Genomic DNA, 14,819 nt, shown 5'->3' with positions numbered 1-14,819 from the left:
TCGGCTTTCAGTTTTTCGTATTCCTGAAACATCCGCTGCACATTGGCCTTCAATTCATTCAGAAGCAAACGATCTTCTTCGGTCATTTTTGCTGCAATTAACGCACAAAGTTAATATTTTTACCCTATTGGAAAAGCGTTTGTAAAATTATGCAAAAAATAAACCTCCGGGCTTCCTGAAGGATGAAATGGATTTTTTTAAATTTGCCTGCCTTATACAGATTTAAATGAAATATATCACACTATTTCTCTTTACTCTTTTTTCGTTTTCTGTTTTCGGACAAACCAATGAATATTCCAGTCCGGTTAAAATCCCTATTTTTTTGAGCGGCAGTTTTGCTGAATTGCGCAGCAACCATTTTCATTCAGGAATTGATATTAAAACGCAGGGGGTAACAGGTGTTCCCATTTATTCTGTGGCCGACGGATATATTTCACGCATTGTAGTTTCTCCCACGGGGTTCGGACTGGCGCTGTACATTAACCATTACAACGGAACCACTTCTGTTTACGGCCATTTGGAAAGCTTTAGAGATGATATTGCACGGTACATTAAAAACATTCAATACGAACGGAAGTCGTTCCGGGTTGATTTGCAGGTTTCCAAAGACCGTTTCCCTGTAAAAAATGATGAATTTATTGCCCGAAGCGGAAATTCCGGCAGTTCGGGCGGTCCGCACCTGCATTTTGAAATCAGAGATACCAAAACCGAAGAACCGCTGAATCCACTCCACTACTCTTTCCCGGTAAAAGACAATACACCGCCCCGCATTTATTCGCTGATGATAGCTCCACTCAATGAATTCGGACATGTGGATTTTCATGCTCAAAAGAAAACCTATCCAGTGATTTTTGCCAATGGGAAATATCAAATCCAAAATAATCCAATTATTCCGGTTTATGGCATGGTTGGTTTTGCCATACAGGCCAACGACTTTTTCGACGGTTCCAATAACCGCTGCGGGGTGTATTCAATCCGAATGTTTTGGGACGGGGAATTGTACTATTCGTTTAAAATGGACCGTTTCTCCTTTCCTGAAGGCCGGTATGTTAACAGTCATACTGATTTTGAGGAGTTTGCTGAAACCAAACGCCGGTTTCACAAAAGCTGGATCGATCCCGGAAACCGGCTGCGCATTTACGATTATGTGCGCAATAATGGGCAGGTCCGGGTAACCGACGGAAATATTCACACGGTTCGGTTCGAACTGAAAGATTTACACGGAAATACTTCCATCCTCGATTTTAAAGTTGAAAGTAAATCAGGCCAGGTTGTACAGGTAAAACTTCCTTTTAATCAACTGCTGAAATACGATCGTTCAAACCGGTTCAGAGACGAAAAAATCCGGCTTGATTTTCCTGAAAATACATTTTATGACGATGTGGAATTCATCTGGAAAGAAAAACCTGCATCGGAACAGTTTCTTTCGAATATTCATGTGGTTCACCGCAACACCGTTCCCTTGCACAGCAGTGCCCGGCTTTCGATAAAAACCGAAAAACTGGAAAAACAGTGGCAGGAGAAAGCGCTTTTGGTAACCGTAGATACATTGACACAGAAAATTTCGGCTGCCGGCGGGAGTTATGAAAATGGCTGGGTAACCGGCGATATCCGTTCATTCGGGAATTATGCCGTAGCGCTGGATACTGTTCCCCCACGTATTGTGCCACTTAGCATCCGTGACAACTCGACCATAACTGAATCATCGCGTATCCGGTTTCGTATTACCGACGATTTATCAGGAATCAATGTAATTACCGGAACACTTGATGGCAAATGGGCGCTGTTTGAATACGATGCCAAAACCGATATGATAACACATTATTTTGATGCCGAACGGTTTGAACTGGGCAACCGGCATGAGTTTGTTTTAACATTGACCGACAATAAAGAAAATGAAAGCACATACAAAGCCTCGTTCTGGAAATAGCTGGCTGGTGGTTGGAACCATGTCGGGCACTTCGCTCGACGGCCTCGATTTGACGGCGGTGGAATTCCGGCGTTCTGAAAACCGGTGGAACTTTTCCATTGAGGCAGCCGAAACCGTGAAGTATTCAAACGATTGGGAGGAAAAGCTGCGAACTGCACCGGAACTTTCGGGTGAAAAACTGATGGAACTACACAATGCATACGGACAGTTTACCGGACAACAAATCAACCGGTTCATAAAAACCCGGCAGCTTTTACCTGATTTGATTGCCTCGCACGGTCACACCGTTTTTCATCAGCCGGAAAAAGGATTTACGTTTCAGGCCGGAAACGGCGACTGCATTGCTGCCGAAACCCGAATTACCACAGTGGCCGATTTCCGAACCGGCGATGTAGCGTTGGGTGGTCAGGGCGCCCCACTGGTTCCCGTTGGCGACAAGTTCCTGTTCAGCGAGTACGAATCGTGCCTCAACCTGGGCGGATTTGCCAATATTTCCTTCGAACAAAACGGCAAACGGATTGCCTTCGACATTTGTCCGGTAAACTTTATACTGAACGATTTGGCCCGAAAACTGGGTAAACCGTTCGACGAAAACGGCGAACTGGGACGGCAGGGAGCAACTGAAAATCAATTGCTTGAAAAGCTCAATAAGCTGAAATTTTACAGTCAATCCCCTCCAAAATCACTGGGAAAAGAGTGGATGGACAGCCATTTTTTTCCGGTTATCGAAGCATCGAATCTTTCGGTTCAGGATAAATTAAGAACAACTTACGAACACATTGCCATTCAAATTGCGAAAGCAGCACCCGGAACAGGAAAAATGTTGGTCACCGGAGGTGGTACGTTTAATTCGTTTTTGATGGAACGGTTCAGACAGCACGTGAAAAACGAAATGGTTATTCCGACACCTGAAATCATCAATTACAAAGAGGCGCTTGTATTTGCTTTTTTGGGATTGTTGCGGTATTTGGGTGAAGTCAATTGTTATGCCTCGGTTACGGGTGCGAAACGGGACAGTAGTGCGGGAGTGATTTTTCCGGGTGGCGTGGATTAAATCCGTACATCTTAACAAGATTTTATTTGGTGACTCTTCAAAAACATACTCCCAGTAAACCCAACCAATATCATATTTCATTTTCTCAAATTCCCCTATTTTCACCCCAAACAAAAACCAGAAAAAATGAGCTACAATCCGGCAAAAAAACTTTTTGAACTGAAACAATTCGGCGAATTTGGAGGTGTTAATCCATCCGTAACCGACTCCTCCACTTTTACTTTCCTGAAAGGGGAAACCATGGAAGAAACCTTTCTGGGGCACATGGAAGGATGCTTTTTGTATTCGCGCCACTGGAATCCCAGCAACAAGTACCTGGCCGATGCGCTGGCAGCAATGGAAAACACCGAATCGGCCTGGGTAACGGCATCCGGAATGGCAGCCATTACCTGCGCGCTGCTGCAACTTTGTAAATCGGGCGACCATATTGTAACAAGCGTAACCACTTACGGCGGAACGTTTGCCTTTCTGAAAAACTGGCTGCCGCGCTACAACATCGATGTAACGTTTGTGGACATTACCAACCCCAAGCAGGTAAAAGCGGCCATGCAGCCCAATACCAAAGTGATTTACACCGAAACCGTAACCAATCCGCTGCTGCAGGTTTCCAATATTCCGGAACTGGCAAAAATTGCCCACGATAACGGCGCCAAACTAATGGTGGACAATACCTTCACCCCCATGATAATGACCCCGGCTTTACACGGAGCCGACATCGTTGTTTACAGTATGACCAAATTTATCAACGGAAAAAACGATTGTGTGGCCGGAGCGATTTGTGCTTCCGAAGCGTTCATCGCTCAATTGTCGCATGTAAACGACGGAACCGCCATGCTGCTGGGGCCCGTACTCGATTCGCTGCGCTCCTCCTCCATCCTGAAAAACCTGCACACCTTGCATTTAAGGATGAAACAGCACAGCCGCAATGCACATTTTCTGGCTGAAAATCTGAGCGATTTAGGATTAAAACTAATTTACCCCGGCTTGAAAAACCACCCGCAACACGAACTGCACAACAAACTGATGAACGAAGAATTTGGTTTTGGAGGGTTGCTGGCTCTTGATTTAAAAACACATAAAAAAGCCAACAGGTTTATGCGGAAAATGCAGGACGCCGGAGTGGGTTACCTGGCCGTTAGCCTGGGGTATTTCAAAACGCTGTTCAGTTGCTCGGGGCACAGTACGTCGTCGGAAGTTCCGCTGGAAATTCAGCAGCAAATGGGTCTTTCCGATGGACTGGTAAGATTCTCCGTTGGTCTGGACAATAATATGGAGGAGGTTTTGGAAAAAATAAAAGGGTGTTTGTAAACTCTAAAAACAACATTTCTTAGAAGGCGTTTTAATCTGCCCTTTCAGGGCGAATTGGGCTTTACCATTACCATTCTTTCCCAACGCGCTACGTTGGGTTGAAACAAGCTGGACTTTCAGCCCGAATTCGGTTAAGATAAGGTCTTTTCGATTCTTATCAATTTAAATTCGTCCTGAAAGGACAAATTAATTCAGCCTGATGGCATCGCCTCAGGAAAATGAATAAAATACAATTCTATTCGCCCTGAAAGGGCAGATTATCAAAAAATAAAATTGAATGAAAAGATACAGCACGACAAAAATCAGTATCAGATATTCTGAAATAATTATATTTGCCCTTTCCATAAAAAATATTGATATAGAATGAGAAAAGCAACTTTAACCACCGGAATACTGGCGATTGTATTCCTTTTAACAAATTATCAGATTTCAAACGGATGTACCAACTTTCTGGTTACCCGGGGAGCCTCGGTTGACGGATCTACCATGGTCACTTACGCAGCCGATTCACACAGTTTGTACGGAGAACTCTATTTCCAACCCGCACAGGATCACCCTGAGGGCGCTATGCGCGACATTTATGAATGGGACACCGGTAAATATCTTGGACAAATTCCGGAACCCCGCCGCACCTACAGCGTGGTTGGAAACATGAATGAATTTCAGCTCGCCATAGGCGAAACCACTTATGGTGGCAGGGAAGAACTTTCGAGCCAGGAAGGGGCAATTATGGATTACGGCAGCCTGATTTACGTTACGTTACAACGTGCCAAAACTGCACGCGAAGCCATTCAGGTGATGGCCGATTTGGTAGAAAAATACGGATATTACAGTTCCGGTGAATCATTCTCCATTGCCGACCCCAACGAAGTGTGGATTATGGAATTGATTGGCAAAGGCGAAGGTGAAAAAGGCGCCGTTTGGGTAGCCATGAAAATTCCCGACGGATACATCAGCGGACATGCCAATCAGGCACGCATTACCACTTTCCCAAAAAATGATCCGGAAAACTGTTTGTACTCACCCGACGTCATTTCCTTTGCCCGCGAAAAAGGCTGGTACGAGGGCAGCGATGCCGAATTTAGTTTTTCAGATGTATATGCCCCGGTCGATTTTGGAGGCGCCCGTTTTTGCGAGGCCCGCGTTTGGGCCGGGTTCAACAAAGTAGCTTCGGGGATGGAACAATATGTGGATTATGCCAAAGGACTTATAAAATATGACAACTCAACCAACTATGCAACCAACCGCATGCCCTTGTGGGTAAAACCCAATAAAAAGTTGAGCGTACGCGATGTGCAAAACATGATGCGCGACCACTACCAGGGAACCGAACTGGACATGACCCAGGACGTGGGCGCCGGTCCGTTTGCCTTGCCCTATCGTTTTGGAAAGCTTACCTGGGAAGTAGATTCAGTAAAATATTGCAACGAAAGGCCTATTTCAACACGTCAAACCGGATTTTCTTTCGTTAGCCAAAGCCGCAACTGGCTGCCCGATCCAATCGGTGGAATTTTGTGGTTTGGAGTGGACGATACCTACAATACGGTTTATGTACCCATGTACTGCGGCATAACGGAAATTCCGGAATGTTTTGCCGAAGGAAACGGCGACTTGCTAACGTACAGCCCAACATCTGCTTTTTGGACGTTCAACAAAGTATCGAATTTTGCATATCTGCGTTACAGCGATATGATAAAAGACATACAAAAAGTGCAACAAAAACTGGAAGAAAATTTTGAAAAGTTTGTTCCGCTGGTAGATGAGGCAGCACAAGACATTTACACACAGAATGGGCCGGAAAGAGCAAGAGATTTTCTTTCTTTCTACTCCGGAAATGAAGCCACTCACGTTACCAGCCACTGGGAAAAACTCTGGCAATATTTGCTGATAAAATACCTGGATGGCAACATTAAAAAAGAAAAAGACGGACAGTTTGAGCGCACGGAAACTGGAATGCCTCCCTACCCCATTTTTCCTGAATACCCGGAGTGGTGGTACAGAGTAATTATTGACCATACCGGAGATCATTTTAAAGTAATTGAGTAAAATTTTGGTTATTTGGCTTTAAATGAATCGTCTTCCATTTGTCTTGTAAAAAAAAGTATTATTTTTGCGCCGGCTTTTAAGCAATCTCTTTTCCACCGGATGGCGGAATACATTGCCAACATTAATTAAATAATTTCAGAAATGGATTTAATAAAATTTGTAGAAAACGAGTTCAGGGTAGAAAAGGAACACCCCACTTTCTCTGCTGGCGATACCATTACAGTGAGTTACATGATTCGGGAAGGGAACAAAGAACGTATCCAGAATTTCCGTGGTGTTGTTCTCCAGATTAACGGGACTGGAAATACTAAAACATTTACCGTTCGTAAAATGTCGGGAAATATTGGGGTTGAAAGGATTTTTCCGCTTTCTTCACCATTTATCGAAAGCATTGAAGTGAACAAAAAAGGTAAAGTCCGCCGTAAAAGGTTGTTTTACCTGCGTGGCCTCACCGGTAAAAAAGCCCGTATCAAAGAAAAAAGATTCTAAAAAACAGGCAATTGCATACAGAAGGTCTTCGAAAGAAGGCCTTTTTTTATTTCTGAAGTAATTCCCGAGCTGTTTTTAATGTTGAGTCTGATAATTTTTCGCCACCCACCATTTTGGCCAGTTCTTCCACCCGCTGGTTTTCACCGAGTTGTTTAATGGAAGTAAAAGTTTTTCCGTTTTCCTCGTATTTGTAAACCAGAAAATGGGCATCGCCTTTGGCGGCAACCTGTGGAAGGTGGGTAATATTTATAATCTGGGTGGTAGTTGAGAATTCTGTCAGAATATTTCCCATTTTCAGGGCAATTTCTCCGGAAACGCCGGAATCAATTTCATCGAAAATAACCGTTGGCAAAGCTTTGGAGGTGCGCAACAGATTTTTAATTGCCAGCATCAGTCGCGACATTTCACCGCCCGATGCAATTTTTGAAATTTCTGCCGGCGGAATGTCCACATTGGCACTGAATAAAAACGAAACAGCATCTTTTCCATTCGGGGTGAAATCGGGCAACGTTTCGTGTATCACTTCCAGTTTCGATTTGGGCATTCCCAACTGCCGCAAGTCATCGAGCACAACTTTTTCAATTTTACTGAAGGATTTTTCCCGTGCCGCTCTTAATTCCTGAGCTTTATTTTCAAGCTTTGCCTGCTGTTTATCCAGGTCGGTTTTCATTGAAAGGATTTCATCTTCATACCCGGTTACCTGACTGATTCTTTCATCGAACGAATTTTTCAAATCAATCAGCTCCTGAACAGAATTCACATGATGTTTTTGCTGAAGGCTGTAAATCAAGTTCAAACGATCGTTCACCAGTTCAATCCGGGCAGGATTGTGTTCCACTTTTTCGGCCAGTCTATCTGTTTCATCCAGAATATCTTTCAGCTCAAGCAAACAGCTTTGCAACCGTTCAGTTAAAGATGGAACTTCTGCAATATAGTTTTGAATACTTTCCAGTTTTTTATGACTTTCTTTTAAATGCTGAACTACCGAAAACCGCTCATCATCGAGAAGTTGCTGAACTTCGGCAAATACATTTTTAATTTCTCCGGAATGGGTGAGTTGTTCGAGTTCGGTTTCCAGTTCCTCCTGTTCATTCGCCTGTAAACCTGCCTCATCCAGTTGATTAAACTGAAACTGCCAGTAATCAAGGTCGGCACGTTCTTTTTCATTTTTTTCAATCAGTGCATCCAGGTTTTTTTTCGATGATAAAAAATGCTTGTACAACTGGCGATATTCTGAAAGAATTTTCCCTGTACCGGCCACAGTATCCACCAGATTGAGTTGAAACTGGCGGTTGCCCAGTTCAAGGTTTTGGTGCTGCGAGTGAATGTCGATGAGTTTCAGGCCCAATTCTCTCAATGTTTTCAGGTTAACCGGGGTATCGTTAATAAAAGACCGCGATTTTCCCGATGGCGTAATTTCGCGGCGCAAAATGGTCAGTGCATCGTAATCGAGGTCGTTTTCAGTAAAAAACGGTTGAAGATTGTAGCTGGCTACATCAAAAAAACCTTCCACCACACACTTTTCATTCTGATTTTTCAATACTGACAGATCAGCCCGGTTTCCTAAAATTAATCCGAGCGCACCCAAAATAATAGATTTCCCGGCGCCGGTTTCGCCGGTAACTGAGTTTAAACCGGAATGAAATCCGACCTCCAGATTGCTAATCAGCGCATAGTTGGAAACAGCCAGTTTGGTCAGCATAAATCAGTTATAAATCTTCGCTTTCTGATATTTTTTTGTACTTACTTCCGTTCGAAGGATCGACTTCGTTGAGAATGGCCACTACACGATTTCGTTCGTCGGGAAACGATTTAGAGAATACATTCACAATTTCGTCAGCTTTGGCATCGAAAAACATTTGCAGAATATAAACCGAAGGCCGGCGACGAAAAACGGCCTGCACATCGCGCATTGCGGTGGCAATATTTGCCCTCCCCTCTTCGGGTTTCTGAGCCATTAAATCGAGCCCGTTTCTGTGATAAGTGTACATACATTTTCTGAAATCGGAATAGGATTTATTCAGCACGTTTTCGATAAGCCAGTACCGGTTACGCTCGCTTTCAAAAGCTTTCCAGCCTTTTTCGCGTGCATTTTGTGAATTGTTTACAATGGCCTGCGCTTTTTCGAAATAGGGCGTTCCACCTTCAGGCGAGAAGGTATCATAATCGAATCCCAAAATGATGTACGCGTAAAAGGCGAGAATATTGGTCAGGTTATCGCGGTTTGAGGTTTCGTTAAATTCAAGCGGCTGAAATTCCACATACCGGCAATGAAAATCGTTGTCTTTAATATTCAGCACGGTAGTTTCGTAACTTGAACCAAATACCGGGCGTGTTAGCTGGACCTGAATAGAGCCGCGAAACTCATCGGACGAAATTTGCTCGTCGAGCCGGATTAATATATTGCATCTGATTTTTTCATCATAGGTATAAACATGTTCTGTCCATTTCCGGTTGTTCATAAATTCGTAAACATCGGCCTGCATGGTCCGGAACAGTTGCCTGTTTGCGCCCTGAATCCTTTGTGCAGAAACCGTAACATTGCACCGAAGTTCCTGCGCCATCAGCGTGGTTACAGAAAAAATGGCGATGATTAAAACAATTAATTTCTTCATAAAAACCTCCTTCAAAAAGGTAAAATTAATAAAATTTGGCAGGAAAGGCTGCCTAACTAACGAAGAATTGAAATCATCATTTTTACAATGTCGGCAGCCACTTCCTTCTTAGATTTTAACTCAAAAGGAACTGTTTTATTGTTTTTGCCGATGATGGTTATTTTGTTGGTATCCACGCCAAAACCGGCACCGGCGTCATTCAGCGAATTCAACACAATAAAATCGAGGTTTTTCTTTTCCAGCTTTTTTTGTGCATTGGTTTCTTCATTTATGGTTTCAAGTGCAAAACCCACTAAAATCTGATTTTCCTTTTTCATTTTTCCCAGTTCGGCTGCAATATCTTTGGTGGGTTTTAGTTCGATGTTCCAATTCTCTTTTCCACGTTTGGTTTTATGAATTTCCTGATTTAGCGGTGTAAAATCGGCCACTGCTGCAGTCATCACGGCTCCGTCACATTCAGGAAAATGTTCAATACAAGCCTGATACATTTCCTGAGCCGATTCAACAGGAATAACTTTTATTTCTTCTTTTTGGATTGAAACCGAAACCGGGCCGGAAACAAGAATGACTTCAGCTCCCTGTTCGGCCAATTCTTCGGCAATGGCATATCCCATTTTTCCGGAGGAATAATTTCCGATAAACCTTACGGGATCAATTTTTTCGTAGGTTGGGCCCGCCGATACCAGAAATTTTTTATTCAGCAGTTTTTTTTTTGGCTGAAGAATTCAACCAGTTTTCCAAGAATATGTTCGGGTTCCTGCATCCGGCCTTTTCCTTCAAGCCCACTGGCAAGTTCCCCCACATCCGGGTCGAGAATAATATTCCCGTAATCTTTTAAAATTGAAATATTTCGTTGGGTTGACGGATGAACAAACATGTCTAAATCCATGGCAGGAGCAATAAAAACCGGACATTTTGCCGAAAGGTAAGTGGTAACCAGCATATTGTCTGCAATGCCATTTGCCATTTTTCCGAGGGTAGCAGCGGTAATGGGGGCAATAACCATTGCATCGGCCCACAGGCCCAAATCCACATGACTGTACCAGGTTCCATCGCTTGAACCAAAAAACTCACTAATTACCGGTTTACCAGATAATGCAGAAAGGGTTACCGGAGTAATAAATTCCTTACCGGCAGGCGTAATAACCACCTGAACCTCGGCCCCTTCTTTCACCAGCAACCTTAAAAGAAAAGCTGCCTTGTAGGCAGCAATGCTTCCGGTAATTCCCAGTACTATTTTTTTCCCCTGAAGTTTCATCTGTTTAAAATTGTTTACTTTTTATGTTAACAGATGGAATTCGCATGATAGTAATTATTTTATATTAATTTGAATTCCATTCTCATGCTCATTTCATGGGTATCTTTCCGTACTAATTTTGTTTGCTTTCGCGTGCCGGATTTCGGTGATAAATCTGTCCTTCTTCCAACTCCTGAAAAGAAATTAACGTTGGTTTCGGAAGGCGTTCATAAAATTTGGAAATCTCAATTTGTTCCCGGTTTTCAAAAATTTCTTCCAGGTTATCGGTATAAGAAGCAAATTCCTGTAACTTTTGGTTTAACTCTTCTTTTAATTCAGAAGAAATCTGATTTGCTCTTTTACCCAGAATCATTACAGTTTCGTAAATGTTTCCTGTTTCCTGCGAAAGAATTTCCAGGTCTCTGGGTATTGTTGACTGGGCTGCTTTTGTTTTTTTATAATCCATTTTCTAATTGATATTTGTTTCTTGTTGTTGTTCGTAATTTAATAAATCGGCTACTGTTTCGTAAAACTTATCTACTTCTTTTCTGTACTGGCTTTCAGGATATTCATCCACAAAAGAAAAATACTCGTCGAGGGCGCCCGAAAGCCGTTCCTGTTTTTTATCTTCCACACTGTTAACGGCCAGCAGGTATTTCGATTTTAGCAACATGTACATCAACTCTTCCCTGTATTGGCTGTCGGGAAATTCTTTCAGGCTATTATCCAATGAAATTACAGCGGCTTTATAATTTTCAAAGTCGTAATATAATCTTGCATTCAGGTACGATTTGTAAACCAGTTTGTCCATCAGCTCATCTATTAGCCTGTTTGCTTCGTCAACCCTTTCGCTGTAAGGATAAAGATTAATATAAAGCTGAAGCGACTCAATGGCTTCTTTGGTCACTGTCTGGTCGAGGCGTGGTTTTGGCGAAAGCAGATAATTGCAATACCCTACCATAAATTGTGCTTCCTCAGAATACTGACTACCCGGAAATTCTTTCAGCAACGATTTAAAATAATGCGTTGCCATAAGGTAATCTTTCTGCCCCATCATACTCTTGGCATAGTAATAATAAATCTGGTCGGCACGGCTTGTTCCGCGGTAAATATTCACCAATTCCTGAAAAAGGGTACCTGCTTTAACAAACTCACCATCTTCGTAATACTCAACAGCTTTTTTTAATTTGAATTCGTAGTCGGTACTTTTCAGAATTTTATTGTAATCGCCGCATGACGAAACAAACAGCATTACAATTAATCCAATAGTAAAAATTCTCGTTTTCTTAAACATGGCGCAAAAATAACCTTTTTTTAATTACACATGAATTCAATTAGATGAATTTAACACATTTGCCAAAGTTTTAAAAAAGTTTACATTTGCATTCTTAAATCTTTAAACTTTCGAAACGTGGATATATTTCAAAAATTCAGAACGAATCAGGGAGATATCGGCAAGCACATGGCAAGGGCTCATGGTTATTTTACCTTTCCAAAGCTGGAAGGTGAAATTAGTGCTCGTATGAAATTCAGGGGGAAAGAAGTACTTACCTGGAGTTTGAATAATTACCTGGGCCTGGCAAACCACCCCGAGGTAAGAAAAGTTGATGCCGAAGCTGCTGCACAGTATGGCATGGCTTACCCAATGGGCGCCCGCATGATGTCGGGCCAAACGACAAAACATGAGCAACTGGAAAGAGAACTGGCAGCTTTTGTTGGCAAACAGGATGCTTTTCTGCTGAACTACGGTTACCAGGGGATGGTTTCCATTATCGATGCAGTCTGTGGACGGAATGACGTGATTGTTTACGATTCGGAATCACATGCCTGTATCCTTGACGGAGTGCGCTTACACATGGGGAAACGATTTGTTTACCCGCATAATAATATTGAAAACCTGCGAAAGCAATTGGAACGGGCTACCAAACTGGCGCAAAAACAGGGTGGCGGCATACTGGTTATTACAGAAGGAGTTTTTGGTATGGCAGGCGATCTAGGCAAACTGGATGAAATTGCTAAACTGAAGGAAGAGTTCCAGTTCAGGCTTCTGGTGGATGATGCGCATGGTTTTGGCGTAATGGGAAAAACAGGGGCCGGAGCTCCTGAATTCTTTGGTGTTTCAGACCAGGTGGATTTACACTTTGGAACTTTTGCCAAAGCAATGGCAGGCATTGGAGGTTTTGTGGCCGGAGACATTGATGTTTGTTATTACTTGCGGTATAATATGCGTTCACAAACATTTGCCAAATCATTGCCCATGCCCATGGTTATTGGAGCTTTAAAACGGCTCGACATGTTGCGTTCAATGCCTGAACTGAGGGAAAAACTCTGGTCTGTGGCCCAAACATTGCAAAAAGGATTAAAAGATGCCGGTTTTGATATTGGTAAAACCAATTCACCTGTTACTCCTGTTTATATGAAAGGAGGGGTTGAAGAAGCAACCAACCTGGTGTTCGATCTTCGTGAAAATTATTCTGTTTTCTGTTCTCTGGTTGCTTATCCTGTTATTCCCAAGGGAGAACTTATGCTGAGGCTCATTCCAACAGCCATGCACTCTTTGGAAGATGTGGAACATACCTTAAATGCATTTAAAGCAGTACGAAAAAAACTGGAAGAAGGAAAATATTCAAAAACAGATTTTGCCAAAGTTGAAGTTGATATGTAAAAAAGTTGGAAGCACGAAGTTGATAAACTGGTGACTAATTACTGAAGCATTCAGATGGATGATAATAAAACTTACTGATATAAAAAAAGCAGGGACGAGCCCTGCTTTTTTTATGTAATTATGTTACAATTACGAATTCTTTTCAGACAAATACCTTTCGGCATCCATGGCTGCCATACAACCCGTACCTGCAGCCGTAACGGCTTGCCGGTAAACAGAATCCTGTACATCGCCACAAGCAAATACACCAGGAATATTTGTTTTTGAAGTTCCCGGAATGGTTTTGATGTAACCCACTGAATCTGATTCAAGAAAATTTTTGAAAATATCGGAATTGGGTTTATGCCCAATGGCCAGGAAGAATCCATCAATTTTGATTTTGACTTCTTCTTCTCCTTCTTCACTTTTATTTTTCACCAGGGTAGCTCCTTCAACTACTCCGTTCTCACCAAATAATCCTTTAGTCTGGTGTTTCCATAAAATTTCAATATTCGGTGTTTTTTTTACGCGTTCAGCCATAACCCTGGATGCTCTCAAAACATCGCGACGAACAATCATATACACTTTTTTGCACAGCCCGGAAAGATATAACGCCTCTTCGCATGCAGTGTCGCCACCGCCCACAACCGCCACATCTTTCCCACGGTAAAAGAAACCGTCACAAGTGGCGCAGGCCGAAACGCCCCCACCGGCATATTTTTTCTCGTCTTCAATACCCAGGTATTTGGCAGTTGCGCCGGTGGCAATAATCACCGACTCGGCTTCAATCAGTTTTTTGTCATCAATCCACACTTTGTGAATATTGCCCGAAAAATCGGCTTTGGTGGCCATCCCCCAACGTACATCGGTGCCAAACCGTTCGGCCTGTTTTTTAAAATCTTCCATCATTACCGGGCCGGTAACACCCTCCGGGTATCCGGGATAATTCTCAACTTCGGTGGTAGTAGTTAATTGTCCTCCGGGTTGGAGTCCTTCGTACATCACCGGATTCAGATTCGCACGGGCAGCATAAACAGCAGCGGTATATCCGGCAGGTCCGGAACCGATAATTAAACATTTCACACGTTCAACATCACTGGGAGTAGTTGAACCAGTTTCTTCTTTTTCTTTAATATCAAGTGGTTTAAACATATCAGTATTTTTTTTTGATTTGCAAAAATATAAAACATCCGGGTTGAATCACTATAAAAACAATCAATAAAAATTAAGCCCGGATAGAGCAAAACTATAAATGATTTGAAAAATATTCGGTCAATTTCAGGAAAAAGTTTTGCAGATAGGAATTCAACTGTTACTTTTGCAGGCACAAAATTTTTCGGGGTGTGGCGCAGTTGGCTAGCGCACTTGCATGGGGTGCAAGGGGTCGGAAGTTCGAGTCTTCTCACCCCGACGAAATTGAAAGGACCGGCATATGATTGCCGGTTTTTTTATTTCTTTTTTCTTTACCCGAAATTTCCGAAACCTGATTTTTTTCC

Annotated in this window: 13 protein-coding genes and 1 tRNA gene; 7 read left to right on the top strand and 7 right to left on the bottom strand. The window is 42.7% G+C overall.

Annotated elements, in window-relative coordinates; all coding sequences use genetic code 11:
• The first annotated feature begins 226 nt into the window (after nt 1-226).
• The 5 genes from ACESMA_RS20045 (at nt 227) to rplS (ending at nt 6,827) form a co-directional block, all read left to right on the top strand.
• Nucleotides 227-1,930, top strand: coding sequence for a M23 family metallopeptidase (locus tag ACESMA_RS20045; protein ID WP_372950654.1), 1,704 nt, complete (start codon nt 227-229; stop codon nt 1,928-1,930).
• Nucleotides 1,896-2,984: an anhydro-N-acetylmuramic acid kinase gene (locus ACESMA_RS20040; protein WP_372950653.1), complete on the top strand. Its 1,089-nt coding sequence runs from the start codon at nt 1,896-1,898 to the stop codon at nt 2,982-2,984. The genes ACESMA_RS20045 and ACESMA_RS20040 overlap by 35 nt, the downstream gene beginning before the upstream one ends.
• A gap of 126 nt (nt 2,985-3,110) precedes the next feature.
• Entirely contained in the window at nt 3,111-4,292 is a 1,182-nt protein-coding gene (locus ACESMA_RS20035; protein WP_372950652.1) for an aminotransferase class V-fold PLP-dependent enzyme, read from the top strand.
• Between the two features lie 363 nt (nt 4,293-4,655).
• A complete protein-coding gene (locus ACESMA_RS20030) occupies nt 4,656-6,338 on the top strand; it encodes a dipeptidase (protein WP_372950651.1) in 1,683 nt (560 codons plus the stop codon).
• Nucleotides 6,339-6,479: 141 nt separating this feature from the next.
• Nucleotides 6,480-6,827, top strand: coding sequence for a 50S ribosomal protein L19 (rplS, locus tag ACESMA_RS20025; RefSeq protein WP_372950650.1), 348 nt, complete (start codon nt 6,480-6,482; stop codon nt 6,825-6,827).
• 46 nt (nt 6,828-6,873) lie between these two features.
• Here rplS and recN read toward each other — a convergent pair whose 3' ends face one another.
• The 6 genes from recN to ACESMA_RS19995 form a co-directional block, all read right to left on the bottom strand.
• Nucleotides 6,874-8,529, bottom strand: coding sequence for a DNA repair protein RecN (gene recN, locus ACESMA_RS20020; protein ID WP_372950649.1), 1,656 nt, complete (start codon nt 8,527-8,529; stop codon nt 6,874-6,876).
• A gap of 7 nt (nt 8,530-8,536) precedes the next feature.
• Nucleotides 8,537-9,442 (bottom strand): DUF4835 family protein, encoded by a 906-nt coding sequence (locus ACESMA_RS20015; protein ID WP_372950648.1) that lies wholly within the window; start codon nt 9,440-9,442, stop codon nt 8,537-8,539.
• Nucleotides 9,443-9,498: 56 nt separating this feature from the next.
• On the bottom strand, nt 9,499-10,080 hold the full coding sequence (locus ACESMA_RS20010; RefSeq protein WP_372950655.1) for a phosphopantothenoylcysteine decarboxylase: 582 nt from the start codon (nt 10,078-10,080) through the stop codon (nt 9,499-9,501).
• Between the two features lie 59 nt (nt 10,081-10,139).
• Nucleotides 10,140-10,700 (bottom strand): flavoprotein, encoded by a 561-nt coding sequence (locus ACESMA_RS20005; protein ID WP_372950647.1) that lies wholly within the window; start codon nt 10,698-10,700, stop codon nt 10,140-10,142.
• Nucleotides 10,701-10,812: 112 nt separating this feature from the next.
• The gene (locus ACESMA_RS20000; protein WP_372950646.1) at nt 10,813-11,145 is read right to left on the bottom strand and encodes a DNA-directed RNA polymerase subunit omega; all 333 of its coding nucleotides are present in this window, start codon (nt 11,143-11,145) and stop codon (nt 10,813-10,815) included.
• A gap of 3 nt (nt 11,146-11,148) precedes the next feature.
• Complete coding sequence (locus ACESMA_RS19995; RefSeq protein ID WP_372950645.1) at nt 11,149-11,973, bottom strand: outer membrane protein assembly factor BamD; 825 nt, start codon at nt 11,971-11,973, stop codon at nt 11,149-11,151.
• 117 nt (nt 11,974-12,090) lie between these two features.
• On the opposite strand from ACESMA_RS19995, the gene ACESMA_RS19990 reads away from it, so the two are divergent.
• A complete protein-coding gene (locus ACESMA_RS19990; RefSeq protein ID WP_372950644.1) occupies nt 12,091-13,344 on the top strand; it encodes an aminotransferase class I/II-fold pyridoxal phosphate-dependent enzyme in 1,254 nt (417 codons plus the stop codon).
• Between the two features lie 129 nt (nt 13,345-13,473).
• Here ACESMA_RS19990 and trxB read toward each other — a convergent pair whose 3' ends face one another.
• Nucleotides 13,474-14,475 (bottom strand): thioredoxin-disulfide reductase, encoded by a 1,002-nt coding sequence (trxB, locus tag ACESMA_RS19985; protein ID WP_372950643.1) that lies wholly within the window; start codon nt 14,473-14,475, stop codon nt 13,474-13,476.
• Nucleotides 14,476-14,660: 185 nt separating this feature from the next.
• On the opposite strand from trxB, the gene ACESMA_RS19980 reads away from it, so the two are divergent.
• A tRNA-Pro gene (locus ACESMA_RS19980) sits at nt 14,661-14,734 on the top strand.
• The last annotated feature ends 85 nt before the right edge of the window (nt 14,735-14,819 follow it).

Origin of the sequence: Mariniphaga sp., assembly GCF_041687215.1 — a bacterium.
In the GTDB taxonomy this organism is placed as follows: Bacteria; Bacteroidota; Bacteroidia; order Bacteroidales; family Prolixibacteraceae; genus Mariniphaga.
Note: the sequence above shows the minus strand (reverse complement) of the source record. Positions and strands in the feature narration are given on the sequence as shown.